This window comes from Pseudomonas sp. QLc11A, assembly GCF_052112305.1.
GTDB classification, from domain to species: Bacteria; Pseudomonadota; Gammaproteobacteria; order Pseudomonadales; family Pseudomonadaceae; genus Aquipseudomonas; species Aquipseudomonas laurylsulfatiphila.
The window spans coordinates 23,953-39,830 of sequence record NZ_JAVAJJ010000001.1 but is presented as its reverse complement, the minus strand read 5'-3'; the positions used below and the strand labels follow the sequence as shown (position 1 = coordinate 39,830).

The window sequence follows — 15,878 nt, the reverse complement described above, 5'->3', positions numbered from 1 at the left end:
CGATTTATCAGAAGTTCACCCCGATTTTTCGTACTCCCCCCCCAGACAGCCTTCTACCGGTTGAAGCTTCGCACAACGCCAGAGGTATTCCACAGTATCGGCAAGATATTTCTGAAATGAAGCGGATCAGCGCTGGTCCAGAACTGCGCTTCACGGGCAGGCCCGGCGGCAAGCAGTTCGCGTTCAGCCAAAAGCCGCTGGAGTTGCCGCGCGACGGCGGCTCCGGTATCGATCAGGCTGATGTCGGCGGGGATCATCTGCCGGAGCATCGGCTTGAGAAAGGGGTAATGGGTGCAGCCGAGAATCAGAGTGTCTGCGCCAGCCGCCAGCAGTGGCTCGACATACCCGGCCAACAGCTGACGCAGCTCGGCACTATGCAGATCGCCGTTTTCAATCAGCTCCACCAGCCCGGGACAGGGCTGGGTGATCACTTTCACATCCGTGGCGAAGCGGTCGAGCAACGCGGCGAACTTGGCGCTCTGCAAGGTGCCGGTGGTGGCCAGCACCCCGACCACGCCGGAGCGGGTTGCGGCGGCGGCCGGCTTGACGGCCGGCTCCATGCCGACGATGGGCCAATCGCGATAGTCGCGACGCAAGTCGGCGACGCCGGCCACCGTTGCCGTGTTGCAGGCCAGCACCAGGGCCTTGGCGCCCTGCTGCTGAAAGAAATCGGCCATCACACTGCAACGCTGCTGGATAAATGCCGGGGTTTTCTCGCCATAGGGAACATTGCCGCAATCGGCGACGTACATCAGCGTCTCGTTGGGCAGCAAGTGCTGGATCTCGGCCAGCACCGAGAGCCCACCGACACCGGAGTCGAACACGCCAATCGGCGCTTCACGCATGTTTGGACCCACAGACGCTACAGCCCGGATCACGCTTGACCCGCAATTCGCGAAAGCGCGTGCCCAAGGCATCGATCAGCAACAGGCGCCCCACCAGTGGCTCGCCAAACCCGGCCAGCAACTTCAGCGCTTCAAGCGCTTGCAGGCTGCCGACCAGTCCCACCAGCGGACCGACCACGCCGGCCTCGCTGCAGGTCAGTTCGGCTTCGCTGCCGTGCCCGTACAAACAGTGGTAGCACGGACTCTCTGGCCGACGCGGATCGAACACCGACAGTTGGCCTTCGAGGCGAATCGCCGCACCGCTGACCAGCGGTTTGCCGGCTGCCACGCACGCGGCATTGACCGCTTCACGGGTGGAAAAATTGTCCGAGCAATCGAGGACCAGATCCACCCCGGCCACCACAGCGGCCAGAGAGTCTTCGTCCAGCGCTGCGCGATGGGCGATCAAGCGGACCTCGGGATTGATCGCCGTCAGGCGCTTGAGCGCCGAATCGACCTTAGTCATACCGACGCTGTCGGTGTCGTGAATGATCTGGCGTTGCAGGTTGGTCAGGTCGACCGTGTCGAAGTCCGCCAGGTGCATCTCGCCGATGCCGGCGGCCGCCAGATACAGCGCCACTGGCGCGCCAAGGCCGCCGAGCCCGACGATCAATACGCGGCTGTCCTTGAGCCGCAACTGGCCATCGATATCGATGTGTTGCAGCAGAATCTGCCGACTGTAACGCAGCAACTCCTGATCATTCAGCACGGCAGGCGCCCCAGACTGATGCGTTGGTGACCGCCCAGATCGGTGCGGCTGTGGACTTCTTCAAAACCGCGGGTCAGCAGCAGGTCGCGGACCGCCTCGGCCTGATCATAGCCATGCTCGAGCATCAGCCAGCCGCCAGCGTCGAGATGATCCGGTGCCTGGTCGACGATCAGACGCAGATCGTCGAGCCCGTCGACACCAGCCACCAGGGCGCTGGCCGGTTCGAAGCGCACATCGCCCTCGACCAGATGCGGATCGGTCGCTGCAATGTAGGGCGGATTGCTGATGATCAGCTCAAAACGCTGACCTTCCAGGGCACTGAACCAATGGCTGCTCAGCACCTTGGCGTTGTTCAGGTGCAGACGCTGGCGATTGCGCTCGGCCAGGGCCACCGCTTCCAGCACGCGATCCACAGCAGTGACGCTCCAGGCCGGACGCTCGCTGGCCAACGCCAGGGCAATCGCGCCGCTGCCGGTACCGAGGTCGAGCACTTTGGCCGGTGTGGCCGGCAACAGTTCCAGCGCAGCTTCCACCAGCAGTTCGGTGTCCGGGCGCGGGATCAGCGTGTGTGGTGCCACTTCCAGATCCAGCTTCCAGAAACCTTGCTGGCCGAGGATATAGGCCACGGGCTCGCCGCTGCGGCGGCGCTGCAAATACTCGGCGAACGTCAGCGCCGCTTCGCTCGGCACGATGCGTTCCGGCCAGGTGTGCAGGAAACTGCGGGACTTGCCCAACGCTGCCGCCAGCAGCAATTCGGCGTCCAGACGCGCCGTCGGCGAGTCGGGCAGATCGGCGGCACGCAACAAACTGGCGATGATCGTCATTTACTCACCTATCGCTGCCAGTTGATCGGCCTGGTACTCGGCCAGCAACGGCTCGATCACCGCCTCGACGCCGCCGGCGAGAATCTCGTCGAGGGAATACAAGGTCAGGTTGACCCGGTGGTCGGTGACCCGGCCCTGGGCAAAATTGTAGGTGCGGATGCGCTCGGAGCGATCACCGGAACCGACCAGCAGCTTGCGTTCGCTGGCGATGGCGTTGGCCGCAGCGGAGGTCTGCTGATCGTTCAGCTTGGCCGACAACCAGGACATCGCCCGGGCGCGGTTCTTGTGCTGCGAACGTTCTTCCTGGCACTCGACCACGATGCCGGACGGCAAGTGAGTGATGCGGATCGCCGAGTCGGTCTTGTTGACGTGCTGGCCACCGGCGCCGGAGGAGCGATAGGTATCGATGCGCAGGTCGGCCGGGTTGATCTCGATGGCTTCCTGTTCGTCCGGCTCGGGCAATACCGCCACGGTGCAGGCCGACGTGTGGATACGGCCCTGGGATTCAGTCGCCGGAACCCGCTGCACGCGGTGCGCACCGGATTCGAACTTGAGCTTGCCGTAGACGTTGTCGCCCTCGACCCGGGCAATCACCTCTTTATAGCCACCGTGTTCGCCCTCGTTTTCCGAGAGAATCTCCACCCGCCAGCCACGACGCTCGGCGTAACGCGAATACATGCGGAACAGGTCGCCGGAGAAAATCGCCGCCTCGTCGCCGCCGGTGCCGGCACGGATTTCGAGGAACACGTTGCGCCCGTCGTTCGGGTCCTTGGGCAGCAGCATGCGCTGCAGGTCGGCTTCGAGCGTGACCAGGCGCTCCTTGGCCTCGCGGACTTCTTCCACGGCCATTTCACGCATGTCCGGGTCGCTGTCCTTGAGCAGAGCCTGGGCGCCCTCGAGGTCATCCTGCACCTTCAGCAGTTCTTTATAGGTGCCCACGATCGGTTCTACTTCCGCGTACTCCTTGGAATAGGTACGGAACTTGTTCTGATCGGAAATGACCTCGCCGTCGCCCAGCAGGGCGGTCAATTCCTCGAAACGGTCCTGGAGAATATCCAGCTTATTGAGCAGTGACGCTTTCATTGCGGTTTTTTATCCGAAAAGCTATCCGATGAGCCCTCACCGAGGGCAAAGAGTTCCTGGGCCATCGCCAGCGCATCCAGGCGACCTTCGGCAGAGAGCTTTTTCAACTGCACGCTCGGTGCGTGCAAAAGTTTGTTGGTCAGCCCGCGAGCCAGTTGCACCAGCACCTCTTCGGCGCTGCTGCCGTTGGCCAGCATGCGCTGGGCCTTTTGCAATTCTTCGTCGCGCAGGCGTTCGCTCTGTTGACGATAGGCCTTGAGCACGTCCACCGCCGCCAATTCACGCAGGCGGACCATAAAGTCTTCGGCGCCGACCGAGACCATCTCTTCGGCGGCCTGGGCAGCGCCCTGGCGGCTCTTGAGGTTCTCGGCGACCACTTCGTGAAGATCGTCGACGCTATAGAGGTAAACGTCGTCCAACTCGCCGACTTCGGGTTCGATATCGCGGGGGACGGCGATATCCACCATGAAAATGGGTTTGTGCTTGCGCAGTTTCAAGGCGCTTTCCACTGCACCCTTGCCCAGGATCGGCAACTGGCTGGCGGTGGAACTGATGACGATATCGCTGCGCACCAGCTCTGCCGGAATATCCGACAACAACACCGCATGCGCACCGAACTGTTCGGCCAGGATGCTCGCGCGCTCCAGGGTACGGTTGGCGACCACGATGCGCTTTACGCCCAGGTCATGCAGATGGCGGGCGACCAGGGTGATGGTCTCGCCGGCACCGATCAACAAGGCCTGGCTGCGTTGCAGGTCGCTGAAAATCTGCTTGGCCAGGCTCACTGCGGCAAATGCCACCGATACCGGGTTTTCGCCGATGGCCGTGTCGGTGCGCACCTGCTTGGCCGCGTTGAATGTGGCCTGGAACAGCCGCCCGAGCAACGGCCCGATGGTGCCCGCCTCGCGAGCCACGGCATAAGCCGACTTCATCTGGCCGAGAATCTGCGGCTCGCCCAACACCAGCGAGTCGAGCCCGGAGGCCACCCGCATCATGTGACGAACTGCCGCATCATCTTCATGCACATAGGCGCTTTCGCGCAGCTCGTCGTAGCTCAAATGATGATATTCGGCCAGCCAGCGCAGCACGACGTCCGCCGACAGGTGATCCTGTTCTATATAGAGTTCACTGCGATTGCAGGTGGAGAGGATCGCAGCTTCGCGGCTGTCGGTGAGTCGGCAGAGCTGCTGCAAGGCCTCAACCAGCTGCTCAGGGGTAAAAGCCACGCGCTCGCGGACGTCTACTGAAGCAGTCTTGTGGTTAATACCGAGTGCAAGGAAGGCCATTCAAAGTCGCTGATGGTGACGTGAAGCCGGCAATTGTCCTACTTCGACGGAATCAGAACAACTACTCGATATCTATCGCGCCGGTAGGTAACGTCGACGTTGCGAGCAGTTCTCGTTTATATCGGCGATCGGTCCGATCTTTACCGCGTCCCTTGTGGGAGCTGGCTTGCCTGCGATGGACTGACATGCGCCACGTCTTTCCGGTAAAAATACGTCATCGTTAACGACCATCGCTGGCAAGCCAGCTCCCACACGGACCGGTGTACCCCGGAAAATGTCGGGCCGGTTATGTTTGGCCTAAAGCTTGTGTCATGATGATCCGACCGCAGGTTAGTCGTCCTCTTCCTATATGAATAGATCTTCCGCGTTGCTCCTCGCTTTTGTCTTCCTCAGCGGCTGCCAGGCCTTGGCACCCGTTTCGTCGGACGGTACGCCGCCGGTTGAAGACAGCACCCCGGCCCCTGAAAAGCCGAAGGTCTACAGCTCCTTCAGCGAGGAAACCGTCTTCAGCCTGTTGAGCGCCGAACTGGCTGGCCAGCGCAATCGTTTCGACATTGCCCTGGACAACTATGTGACCCAGGCCATCAACACCCAGGATCCGGGCATCTCGGAGCGGGCATTCCGTATCGCCGAATACCTGGGCGCCGACCAGGCTGCCCTGGACACCGCGCTGATCTGGTCGAAAAACGCCCCCGACGACCTCGAAGCGCAACGCGCCGCTGCCGTGCAACTGGCCCGCGCCGGGCGTTATGACGACTCTATGGTCTATATGGAGAAAGTCCTGCAAGGCAAGGGCGACACTCATTTCGACTTCCTGGCGCTGTCGGCGGCCGACACCGACCAGGACACACGCAACGGCCTGATGAAAAGCTTCGACCGCTTGCTGCAGCGCCATCCAGACAACAGCCAGCTGATTTTCGGCAAGGCGCTGCTGATGCAACAGGATGGCGACACCAAAGGCGCACTGAAACTGCTGGAAGACAATCCACCGGACGACGGCGAAATTGCCCCGATTCTGCTGCGCGCACGCCTGCTGCAAACCCTCGATCGCGGTGACGAGGCCTTGCCGCTGCTGCAGAAAAGCATCAAGAAATACCCGGACGACAAGCGCCTGCGCCTGACTTATGCGCGGATGCTGGTTGAACAGGACCGCATGGACGACGCCAAGGCCGAGTTCTCGAGCCTGGTTCAGCAGTACCCGGAAGACGACGACCTGCGATACTCCCTGGCACTGGTCTGCCTGGAAGCCAAGGCGTGGAACGAGGCCAAGGGTTATCTTGAAGACCTGATCGCCCGGGACAGCCACGTCGACTCGGCGCACCTGAACCTCGGCCGCATCGCCGAAGAACAAAACGACCCGCAAGGCGCATTGATCGAGTACGCCAAGGTTGGCCCGGGCAACGATTTCCTGCCGGCGCAATTGCGTCAGGCCGACATCCTGATAGACAACGGCAGGACCGCCGAAGCCCAAAGAAAGCTGGCGGCAGAGCGCGACGAGCAGCCGGATTACGCGATCCAGCTGTACCTGATCGAAGCCGAAACCCTGTCCGCCAACAATCAGGGTGACAAGGCCTGGAGCGTTCTGCATCAAGCTCTGGAGCAATACCCGGACGATTTGAACCTGCTCTACACCCGTGCCATGCAGGCGGAAAAACGCAATGACCTGGCGCAGATGGAAAAAGACCTGCGTACGATCATCAAGCGCGACCCGGACAATGCCATGGCGTTGAACGCCCTCGGCTACACCCTGTCCGACCGCACCACACGCTACGCCGAAGCCAAGGCCCTGATCGAGCAGGCACACCAGATCAGTCCGGAGGATCCGGCGGTGCTCGACAGCCTTGGCTGGGTGAATTACCGCCTGGGCAATCTCGACGAAGCTGAGCGCCTGCTGCGCCAGGCCCTGGAACGCTTCCCCGACCAGGAAGTCGCCGCGCACCTGGGCGAAGTCCTGTGGGCCAATGGCAAACAGCGCGAAGCCAGACAGATCTGGGGCAAGTTCCTCAAGGAACAGCCTGACAGCCCGACCCTGCGTGGCACCATCAAACGCCTGACCGGATCAGAGACTCTTTAAGATTATGTTTTTGCGCCATTTCATCGTTTTCAGTTTTATCGCCCTGCTCGCCGGTTGCGCAGGCCTTGGTCCCCGCGAATCAGTCGAGGGACATGGCAACGCCGCCCAATGGCGCGAGCACAAACAGCAACTGACCGGCCTCGATGGCTGGCAGATCGACGGCAAGATCGGCATCCGTGCGCCGAAAGACTCGGGCAGCGGCACGCTGTTCTGGTTGCAGCGCCAGGATTACTACGACATTCGCCTGTCCGGACCACTGGGCCGCGGTGCGGCTCGCCTGACCGGACGTCCGGGCAAGGTGTCGCTGGAAGTCGCCAACCAGGGACGCTACGACGCGCCGAATCCGGAAGTGCTGCTCGAAGAACAGCTGGGCTGGAAGCTGCCGGTGTCCAATCTGGCCTGGTGGGTACGCGGGCTCCCCGCGCCGGACAGCAAAAGTCACCTGACCCTGGATACCGACAGTCGCCTGGCCAACCTCGAGCAGGATGGCTGGCAGGTCGAATACACCGACTACACCCAGCAAAATGGCTACTGGCTGCCCGAGCGCATCAAGCTGCATGGCACCGACCTTGACGTCACACTGGTGATCAAGGCCTGGCAACCACGCAAACTGGGGTCATGACATGCCAGCCAATCGCCTGACTTTGCCGTCTCCGGCCAAACTCAATTTGATGCTGCACATCCTGGGTCGCCGCGAAGACGGCTACCACGAACTGCAAACGATGTTTCAATTTCTCGATTACGGCGACGAAATCACCTACGCCCTGCGCGATGACGGTGTCATTCAGCTGCACACCGAGTTCGCAGGCGTGCCCCACGACAGCAACCTGATCGTCAAGGCCGCGAAAAAACTTCAGGAGCAATCCGGTTGTTCGCTGGGTGTCGATATCTGGATCGAAAAGATCCTGCCCATGGGCGGCGGCATTGGCGGCGGCAGTTCGAATGCAGCAACGACGTTGCTCGGCCTCAATCACCTGTGGCAATTGGGCTGGGATGAAGATCGCCTGGCTGGCCTGGGATTGACGCTGGGCGCCGACGTCCCGGTTTTCGTTCGTGGTCATGCGGCTTTCGCCGAGGGCGTGGGGGAGAAACTGACCCCTGTCGACCCGGAAGAACCGTGGTATCTGGTGCTGGTACCGCAAGTCTCTGTAAGTACGGCAGAAATTTTTTCAGATCCGTTGTTGACACGTAACACTCCTCCCATTAAAGTGCGCCCCGTTCCCAAGGGAAACAGTCGAAATGACTGCTTGCCGGTGGTAACAAGGCGTTATCCAGAGGTACGTAACGCTTTGAATTTGTTAGGTAAATTTACCGAAGCAAAACTCACCGGAACTGGAAGTTGTGTGTTTGGGGGCTTCCCAAGCAAAGCTGAAGCTGATAAAGTCTCGGCCCTTCTGACAGAGACCCTTACAGGTTTTGTAGCAAAAGGAAGCAACGTTTCGATGTTGCATCGCAAGCTTCAAAGTCTGCTCTAAAGGAACCGATTACCGGGTAATCGTTGCAACAGATACAGGGGCGTCGCCAAGCGGTAAGGCAGCAGGTTTTGATCCTGCCATGCGTTGGTTCGAATCCAGCCGCCCCTGCCATTTTCCTATACTCATCCAGGTTACCCTCAGCCTTCAGGTACTGCGCGTGTCCAAGATGATGGTCTTTACGGGGAACGCTAACCCCGATCTGGCTCGGCGTGTCGTACGTCAGCTGCATATCCCTCTCGGTGACATCTCTGTCGGTAAATTCTCCGACGGCGAAATTACAGCCGAGATCAATGAAAACGTCCGCGGTAAAGACGTCTTCATTATTCAGCCGACTTGCGCTCCGACCAACGATAACCTGATGGAACTGGTAGTGATGGCTGATGCCTTCCGCCGCTCCTCGGCTACTCGTATCACTGCTGTTATTCCTTACTTTGGTTATGCCCGTCAGGATCGCCGTCCGCGCTCCGCACGTGTGGCTATCAGCGCGAAAGTCGTGGCTGACATGCTTACCGTAGTCGGCATCGACCGTGTTCTCACGGTTGATCTGCATGCTGACCAAATCCAGGGTTTCTTCGATATTCCGGTAGATAACATCTACGGCTCCCCGGTTCTGGTGGATGACATCGAAGATCAGCGCTTCGAAAACCTGATGATCGTGTCCCCGGACATTGGTGGCGTCGTGCGTGCACGTGCCGTTGCCAAATCCCTGGGCGTGGATCTCGGGATCATCGACAAACGCCGTGAGAAAGCCAATCACTCTGAAGTGATGCATATCATCGGTGATGTCGAAGGGCGTACCTGTATTCTGGTCGATGACATGGTCGATACCGCCGGCACCCTGTGCCACGCGGCCAAGGCCCTGAAAGAGCATGGCGCTGCCAAGGTTTTCGCCTACTGCACGCACCCTGTGCTGTCGGGTCGGGCGATCGAAAACATTGAAAATTCCGTGCTGGACGAGCTGGTGGTGACCAACACCATTCCGCTGTCCGCTGCAGCACAAGCCTGTGCGCGTATCCGCCAACTGGATATCGCACCGGTAGTTGCCGAGGCGGTCCGCCGCATCAGCAATGAAGAATCGATCAGCGCGATGTTCCGCTAAGGGCCCTGCCCTTCTCGAAATGTCTCGTTGACGAAAAGCGCCCCGCCCCGGCATTCCTGTCGGGGCGGGGCTTTTTTGCCCATATCGCCTTTAGCGCTGGTCGCAAACGCTGGGGCGAGTGTGGTTATTTTGGAGATACAACATGAACGATTTTACTCTGAATGCTGAAGTGCGTTCCGACCTGGGGAAAGGTGCGAGCCGCCGCCTGCGTCGTCTCGCAAGCCTGGTTCCAGCTGTAGTTTACGGTGGCGACAAAGCCCCTGAATCCATCAGCATGCTGGCCAAAGAAGTTGCCAAACTGCTCGAAAACGAAGCGGCTTACAGCCACATCATCGAGCTGAACGTTGGTGGCACCAAGCAGAACGTCGTGATCAAAGCCCTGCAGCGTCACCCGGCCAAAGGCCACGTGATGCACGCTGACTTCGTACGCGTAGTCGCTGGCCAGAAACTGACCGCGATCGTTCCAGTGCACTTCATCAACGAAGAAGCACCGACCAAGAAAGGCGGCGAAATCTCGCACGTTGTTGCCGAGATCGAAGTTTCCTGCCTGCCGAAAGATCTGCCTGAGTTCATCGAAGTCGACCTGGCTAACGCTGAAATCGGTTCGATCATTCACCTGTCGGACCTCAAGGCGCCTAAAGGCGTTGAGTTCGTGGCCCTGGCACACGGCGATGACAAGGCTGTTGCCAACGTCCACGCTCCACGTGTTGCTCCAGAAGCTGCAGAAGGCGCTGCAGAGTAATTTTACTCTGTACGCCGGAGTGACCGGAAACATCGCGGACTAGAGCATAGCGAGAAAGCGGGCGAGAACGCGGAGTTTACATCATGGTAAATGAGCAACTTTCGTCCACTTTCGCCGCTCTCCCTGATTGCGGCGATGTTATCCACCACTCCAATGAAGGGCCCCTATCGTGACTGCCATTAAACTGATCGTTGGCCTGGGAAATCCAGGCGCTGAATACGAACAGACCCGGCATAACGCAGGGGCCCTTTTTGTTGAGCGCATCGCGAACGCACAAGGCGTGAACCTTGTGGCGGACCGCAAATATTTCGGCCTGACCGGGCGCTATTCGCACCAGGGTCAGGATGTTCGTCTGTTGATTCCCACCACGTACATGAACCGCAGCGGCCAGGCCGTGGCGGCACTCGCCGGTTTCTTCCGCATCAAGCCTGAAGAAATTCTCGTGGCGCACGACGAACTCGACCTGCCTCCGGGCGTTGCCAAGCTCAAAGTGGGCGGCGGCCATGGCGGTCACAACGGGTTGCGCGACATCATTGCGCAACTGGGCAATCAGAATACCTTTCACCGCTTGCGGCTTGGCATTGGCCACCCGGGCGTTGCCAGTATGGTTTCAAATTTCGTCCTGGGTCGTGCGCCACGCGCCGAACAGGAAAAACTCGATGCCAGCATCGACTTTGCCCTCGGCGTGCTGCCGGATATCCTCGCCGGGGAATGGAACCGCGCGATGAAAAACCTGCACAGCCAGAAGGCCTGACTCACTCCTCGGGGAAAACACCATGGGATTCAATTGCGGCATCGTCGGTCTGCCTAACGTCGGCAAGTCCACCCTGTTCAACGCCCTGACCAAATCCGGGATCGCGGCCGAGAACTTCCCCTTCTGCACCATCGAACCGAACAGCGGTATCGTGCCGATGCCGGATCCGCGTCTGGAAGCCCTGGCAGCCATCGTCAATCCAAAGCGCATCCTGCCGACCACCATGGAATTCGTCGACATCGCGGGCCTGGTTGCCGGCGCGTCGAAAGGTGAAGGCCTGGGCAACAAGTTTTTGGCCAACATCCGTGAAACCGATGCCATCGCCCACGTGGTCCGCTGCTTCGAAGACGAGAACGTGATTCACGTCTCCAACAGCGTCGACCCGAAACGCGACATCGAAATCATCGACCTGGAACTGATCTTCGCCGACCTCGACAGCTGCGAAAAGCAACTGCAGAAAGTCGCGCGCAACGCCAAGGGCGGTGACAAGGACGCAGTGGTCCAGAAAGGTCTGCTGGAGCAATTGATCGCTCACTTCACCGAAGGCAAGCCTGCACGCAGCCTGATGAAGAACATGGGCACCGACGAAAAAGCGGTGATCAAGGGCTTCCACCTGCTGACCACCAAGCCGGTCATGTACATCGCCAACGTTGCTGAAGACGGTTTCGAAAACAACCCGCACCTGGACGTTGTACGCGCCATCGCCGAAGAAGAAGGCGCCGTGGTTGTACCGGTGTGCAACAAGATCGAAGCGGAAATCGCCGAGCTCGACGACGGCGAAGAGAAAGACATGTTCCTCGAAGCCCTGGGCCTCGAAGAGCCTGGCCTGAACCGCGTGATCCGCGCCGGCTACGAAATGCTGCACCTGCAGACCTACTTCACCGCCGGTGTCGAAGAAGTCCGCGCCTGGACCGTGCGCGTCGGTGCCACCGCACCACAAGCCGCTGGTGTGATCCACACCGACTTCGAGAAAGGCTTCATCCGCGCCGAAGTGATCGCCTACAACGACTTCATCCAGTACAAGGGCGAAGCCGGTACCAAGGAAGCCGGTAAATGGCGCCTGGAAGGCAAGGACTACATCGTCAAGGACGGCGACGTGATGCACTTCCGCTTCAACGTGTAAGCCACACGCCCATGAAAAAGCCGCGTTTGATACGCGGCTTTTTTTGTGCCTTGTTTTTGCTTTTCTGTGGGAGCGAGCTTGCTCGCGATAGCGGTGTGTCAGCCAACAAAGATACTGACTGACACTCCGTCATCGCGAGCAAGCTCGCTCCCACAGGGGATTTGTGCTGGATCAGGACTTTTTCGTACGCGGCAGGAAGATCGCCAACACCCCCAGCAGCGGCAGGAACGAACACAGGTAATACACGTATTCGATGCCGTGAATATCCGCCAGGTGCCCCAGCAACGCCGCGCCAATCCCGCCGAAACCGAACATCAATCCGAAGAACACCCCGGCGATCATCCCGACATTGCCCGGCACCAGTTCCTGGGCGTACACCACGATGGCCGAGAACGCCGAGGCGAGGATGAAGCCGATGACGACGCTCAGGATGCTGGTCCAGAACAGGTCGACATGGGGCAGCAACAAGGTGAACGGTGCAACGCCGAGGATCGAGAACCAGATCACTGCCTTACGCCCGATCCTGTCGCCGATCGGCCCGCCAAAGAATGTCCCCGCCGCTACCGCACCAAGGAACAGGAACAGGTGCAACTGCGAACTGGCGACCGACAGGTCGAACTTCTCGATCAGGTAGAAGGTGAAATAGCTGGTGAGGCTGGCCATGTAGAAATACTTGGAGAACACCAGCAACCCGAGCACCACCAGCGCGCTGGTCACTCGGCCCTTGGACAGGCCGTGAGTCGCTGCCTGACCTTGCTTGAGCTTGAAAAGGTTCAAGTGGTTGGCGTACCAGCGGCTGATCCGGTACAGCACGAACAACGCAAACACTGCGAACAGGCCGAACCAGGCCACGTGCCCTTGACCGTAGGGAATGATGATCGCCGCCGCCAGTAACGGGCCGAACGCCGAGCCTGCGTTACCCCCGACCTGGAAGGTCGATTGCGCCAGCCCGAAGCGCCCGCCCGAAGCCAGTCGCGCCACGCGGGACGCTTCGGGATGGAAGGTCGAAGAACCGATGCCGATCAAGCCCGCCGCCAGCAGAATCAGCGGGAAGCTGCCGACTACCGACATCATCAGAATGCCGACCAGGGTGCACACCGTACCCGCCGGCAGCAGCCACGGCTTGGGGTGGCGATCGGTGTAGTAACCCACCCACGGCTGCAACAGCGAGGCCGTCAACTGGAACGTCAGGGTGATCAGGCCGACCTGGGTGAAGGTCAGGCCATAGCTGGCCTTGAGCATAGGGTAGATCGACGGCAGCACCGACTGGATCAGGTCGTTGATCAAATGCGCCAGCGCCACCGCACCGATGATGCGCATCACCAGGGGACTGCTTTGGGGCGTAGCGGACGCCGGCACTGAGCCGGTCTGGGCGTTGCTGATAGCCATGGGAATTTCCAGACAACAGGAGGTACAAACGGGCAGGTGCGTCAATGTGCCATTTTTCAGTGCAGCAACGCCATCCCCTTAGCCTGCTAACGACCTCGATTTTCATCTCCACAACATTGATGGCGCAACGCCATGGTCTGAATCTTGCCTTCTTCGTCGGCTTGAACGCGGCTTCCTTACAAAGGAGGCCGACAATGGGAAGTTTCGCCACAGAGTCGGCCTACAGAGCAGACAAGGGTGAACTTTCGAGGCCTTTTTAGCGGGCACGAGTCGGCGGTGCAACAACCTCCGACGCACGCCAATGGTGCGTGGTGTCCAGAGGAGTTTTGGGGCATGCAGGCTTTTTTATCACCGGGGATCGCACTGCTGGGGCGATTTGGCTTCGCACGTAAATTTCAGCTGTTGTTTTTGTTGTTCATCCTGCCCTTGGCCGGCAGCCTGTGGATGATCGGCCAGGACTATCGCGACAAACTCAGCCTGATCTCCGGCGAACGTGCCGGGGTGCGGCAACTGTTGGCCCTTGATGCACTGGATGACCTGCTCGCCGCCCAGCGTGATCGCGCCGCCCGTTGGCGCGCCACGGAAACCAATCGCCAGCCGACACCGGCCACCCTCGCTGCGATGGGCGCCTTCGATGCGGTCCAACCCGCCGTCAGCCAGGCCACTGCCGAATTGGGCAATGCCCTGCAAAAAGAAGCTGCCGAGAACGAAACACTGAGCCGTTATCAGGCCCTGCAAACCGCCCTCGATGGCCTCGACTCAAAAAGCCTGAGCGGCGTCGGCTGGTGGCCGGATGGCTACGATCGCTTCACCAACGCCCTGATCGCCCTGCAAGCCTTGCGCGAGCAGATCGCCATGGACAATCGCCTGACACTGGCGCCGTGGCTGGAGACTTATCTGCTGACGCAGATCTCCACCCAACACGCCCCCGACCTGATCGAACGGGTCGGTCGCCTGGCGGCGGTGGGCCAGGCATCGGTAGTGTCCGGGCAGTTCACCCTGCAAAGCCGCCTGCAACTGCGCGACCTGCGCAGCCGCATCGGCGATGCACGGGAGCAGCTGGTGAAAACCGCTGGCCTGCTCGAAGCGCGCTTGCCCAGCGCCCTGCAAACCTGGGCCGGGCAATACCATGACAGCCTCAAGCGCCTCGATGCGGGCTTGAAGGTGCTGGATGACGGCGTGTTCGGCGGCAGCATCAACCTCAAGCCGGATGACTTCGAACGCAGCCTCGACGCCCTGCTCTCTGACCTCGCCTCGTTGCGCCAGCAGTCGCTGGTGTCGCTGGATCAACGCCTGGATTACTACCACGGCTCGGCGGTCCGCCAGTTCATTGTGGTGGCCGCCGTGTTCGGCTGCCTGCTGTTGGCTGCGCTGTATCTGTTCATCTGCTTGCAGGCTTCGATCCGCCGCAGCGCCAGTGGCATCACGGTATTGGCCGAGGCCCTGCGCGATGGCAATCTGAGCCTGCAAGTTCCGGTTCAGGGGCGGGACGAACTGGCGGTCATCAGCACCGCGCTGAACGTCGCCGTGGTGCAACTGCGCACCAGCCTGCAAGGGGTGGATCACGAAACCCTGCAACTGAGCCACGCAGTGCAATCCCTCAACCATCACTCCAGTGACGCCCTGGGCGAAGTCGAAGCCCAACAGTTGCAGATCAGCCAGATTGCCGCGGCGGCGACACAACTGGCCGCCACTTCACAAGGGGTCGCCCACAGTTGCGAACAGGCGTCCGGCAGCGCCCAGCACACCCGGCGCATTGCCGCCGACAGCAGCCGCGACAGCCAGCGCACCACCGCGAGCATCCAGCAGCTCAACCAACGCCTGAACGAAACCGCTGCGGCACTGGGCCGGGTCAGCGAGCAAGGACAGCAGATTCAACTGGTGGTCGACACCATTCGCGGCGTCGCCGAGCAGACCAACCTGTTGGCACTCAACGCCGCCATCGAGGCGGCGCGGGCGGGCGAACAAGGGCGTGGCTTTGCGGTAGTGGCCGATGAAGTACGCAGCCTGTCGCAGCGCACCCAATCGTCGACCGCACAGATTGCCGGCACGGTCGACAGCCTGCGTCACACCGTGAACGAGGCCGTCAACCTGATGGAGGCCGCGTGCACTCAGGCAGAGAGTGATGCACAAGCGGTCACCGGCCTTGGCGAACGGCTCGGGGAAATCGCCAGTGCCGTGCAGAGTGTCACCGATACCCTGGCGCACATCGCCACGGCGGTGGAGGAGCAGGCCAGTACCGCCGACGAGGTCAGCGGTAATATCCAGCAAGTCGATCAGGCAGCGCTACGTTTGCTCGAAGGTGCCCGCGCGGTGAACCAGGCAGCGGACACCCTGAGTCAGGGCAGCAAAGCGTTAAGCGACAACACCGGGCGCTTCCGCTTGAGTTGAATCCGGTAGCCCTGCTCAGGCGCCCTTCACCACTGCCTGGAAGGT

The 15,878-nt window shown here is 60.5% G+C and carries 14 protein-coding genes and 1 tRNA gene; 9 read left to right on the top strand and 6 right to left on the bottom strand.

The genetic code is table 11. The features are described 5' to 3' along the window. Positions 1-53 precede the first annotated feature (53 nt). Genes murI through hemA form a run of 5 tightly spaced genes read right to left on the bottom strand, consistent with a single transcriptional unit; the run spans position 54 to position 4,786 of the window. The gene (gene murI, locus Q8X48_RS00195; protein WP_407799117.1) at positions 54-845 is read right to left on the bottom strand and encodes a glutamate racemase; all 792 of its coding nucleotides are present in this window, start codon (positions 843-845) and stop codon (positions 54-56) included. Further along, a complete protein-coding gene (locus Q8X48_RS00190; RefSeq protein ID WP_407799116.1) occupies positions 838-1,593 on the bottom strand; it encodes a molybdopterin-synthase adenylyltransferase MoeB in 756 nt (251 codons plus the stop codon). Before Q8X48_RS00190 ends, murI begins: the two co-directional genes overlap by 8 nt. Beyond that, a complete protein-coding gene (gene prmC, locus Q8X48_RS00185) occupies positions 1,587-2,417 on the bottom strand; it encodes a peptide chain release factor N(5)-glutamine methyltransferase (protein WP_407799115.1) in 831 nt (276 codons plus the stop codon). The genes Q8X48_RS00190 and prmC overlap by 7 nt, the downstream gene beginning before the upstream one ends. Beyond that, the gene (gene prfA / locus Q8X48_RS00180) at positions 2,418-3,500 is read right to left on the bottom strand and encodes a peptide chain release factor 1 (protein WP_007973879.1); all 1,083 of its coding nucleotides are present in this window, start codon (positions 3,498-3,500) and stop codon (positions 2,418-2,420) included. Next, a complete protein-coding gene (gene hemA, locus Q8X48_RS00175) occupies positions 3,497-4,786 on the bottom strand; it encodes a glutamyl-tRNA reductase (RefSeq protein ID WP_007973881.1) in 1,290 nt (429 codons plus the stop codon). The genes prfA and hemA overlap by 4 nt, the downstream gene beginning before the upstream one ends. 349 nt (positions 4,787-5,135) lie before the next feature. On the opposite strand from hemA, the gene Q8X48_RS00170 reads away from it, so the two are divergent. From Q8X48_RS00170 to ychF, 8 genes are all read left to right on the top strand, one after another. After that, complete coding sequence (locus tag Q8X48_RS00170) at positions 5,136-6,860, top strand: tetratricopeptide repeat protein (protein ID WP_126047532.1); 1,725 nt, start codon at positions 5,136-5,138, stop codon at positions 6,858-6,860. A gap of 4 nt (positions 6,861-6,864) precedes the next feature. Next, on the top strand, positions 6,865-7,482 hold the full coding sequence (gene lolB, locus Q8X48_RS00165; RefSeq protein WP_095965581.1) for a lipoprotein insertase outer membrane protein LolB: 618 nt from the start codon (positions 6,865-6,867) through the stop codon (positions 7,480-7,482). 1 nt (position 7,483) lies between these two features. After that, on the top strand, positions 7,484-8,335 hold the full coding sequence (gene ispE / locus Q8X48_RS00160; RefSeq protein WP_102673422.1) for a 4-(cytidine 5'-diphospho)-2-C-methyl-D-erythritol kinase: 852 nt from the start codon (positions 7,484-7,486) through the stop codon (positions 8,333-8,335). Positions 8,336-8,371: 36 nt separating this feature from the next. Beyond that, positions 8,372-8,446: transfer RNA gene (locus Q8X48_RS00155), tRNA-Gln, on the top strand. A 46-nt stretch (positions 8,447-8,492) separates the two neighbouring features. After that, positions 8,493-9,434, top strand: a complete 942-nt coding sequence (locus Q8X48_RS00150) for a ribose-phosphate pyrophosphokinase (protein WP_003171603.1) — start codon at positions 8,493-8,495, stop codon at positions 9,432-9,434. 142 nt (positions 9,435-9,576) lie between these two features. After that, on the top strand, positions 9,577-10,176 hold the full coding sequence (locus tag Q8X48_RS00145) for a 50S ribosomal protein L25/general stress protein Ctc (protein WP_007973891.1): 600 nt from the start codon (positions 9,577-9,579) through the stop codon (positions 10,174-10,176). Positions 10,177-10,345: 169 nt separating this feature from the next. Continuing rightward, positions 10,346-10,930, top strand: a complete 585-nt coding sequence (gene pth, locus Q8X48_RS00140) for an aminoacyl-tRNA hydrolase (protein WP_007973893.1) — start codon at positions 10,346-10,348, stop codon at positions 10,928-10,930. Between the two features lie 22 nt (positions 10,931-10,952). Beyond that, entirely contained in the window at positions 10,953-12,053 is a 1,101-nt protein-coding gene (ychF, locus tag Q8X48_RS00135; protein WP_007981836.1) for a redox-regulated ATPase YchF, read from the top strand. 171 nt (positions 12,054-12,224) lie between these two features. On the opposite strand, the gene Q8X48_RS00130 is transcribed toward ychF, so the two are convergent. Then, on the bottom strand, positions 12,225-13,442 hold the full coding sequence (locus Q8X48_RS00130) for an MFS transporter (protein WP_407799114.1): 1,218 nt from the start codon (positions 13,440-13,442) through the stop codon (positions 12,225-12,227). Between the two features lie 333 nt (positions 13,443-13,775). Here Q8X48_RS00130 and Q8X48_RS00125 point away from each other — a divergent pair, with 333 nt between their 5' ends. Beyond that, positions 13,776-15,833 carry a methyl-accepting chemotaxis protein gene (locus Q8X48_RS00125; protein WP_407799113.1) on the top strand — a complete coding sequence of 686 codons (2,058 nt, stop codon included), beginning with the start codon at positions 13,776-13,778 and terminating at the stop codon, positions 15,831-15,833. Positions 15,834-15,878: the final 45 nt, after the last annotated feature.

What these genes read in the sequence shown, in the direction of transcription:
- murI (WP_407799117.1), bottom strand. Translation starts at nt 845, where the DNA reads ATGCGTGAAGCGCCGATTGGCGTGTTCGACTCCGGTGTCGGTGGGCTC.
- prmC (WP_407799115.1), bottom strand. Translation starts at nt 2,417, where the DNA reads ATGACGATCATCGCCAGTTTGTTGCGTGCCGCCGATCTGCCCGACTCG.
- prfA (WP_007973879.1), bottom strand. Translation starts at nt 3,500, where the DNA reads ATGAAAGCGTCACTGCTCAATAAGCTGGATATTCTCCAGGACCGTTTC.
- hemA (WP_007973881.1), bottom strand. Translation starts at nt 4,786, where the DNA reads ATGGCCTTCCTTGCACTCGGTATTAACCACAAGACTGCTTCAGTAGAC.
- Q8X48_RS00170 (WP_126047532.1), top strand. Translation starts at nt 5,136, where the DNA reads ATGAATAGATCTTCCGCGTTGCTCCTCGCTTTTGTCTTCCTCAGCGGC.
- lolB (WP_095965581.1), top strand. Translation starts at nt 6,865, where the DNA reads ATGTTTTTGCGCCATTTCATCGTTTTCAGTTTTATCGCCCTGCTCGCC.
- ispE (WP_102673422.1), top strand. Translation starts at nt 7,484, where the DNA reads ATGCCAGCCAATCGCCTGACTTTGCCGTCTCCGGCCAAACTCAATTTG.
- Q8X48_RS00145 (WP_007973891.1), top strand. Translation starts at nt 9,577, where the DNA reads ATGAACGATTTTACTCTGAATGCTGAAGTGCGTTCCGACCTGGGGAAA.
- ychF (WP_007981836.1), top strand. Translation starts at nt 10,953, where the DNA reads ATGGGATTCAATTGCGGCATCGTCGGTCTGCCTAACGTCGGCAAGTCC.
- Q8X48_RS00130 (WP_407799114.1), bottom strand. Translation starts at nt 13,442, where the DNA reads ATGGCTATCAGCAACGCCCAGACCGGCTCAGTGCCGGCGTCCGCTACG.
- Q8X48_RS00125 (WP_407799113.1), top strand. Translation starts at nt 13,776, where the DNA reads ATGCAGGCTTTTTTATCACCGGGGATCGCACTGCTGGGGCGATTTGGC.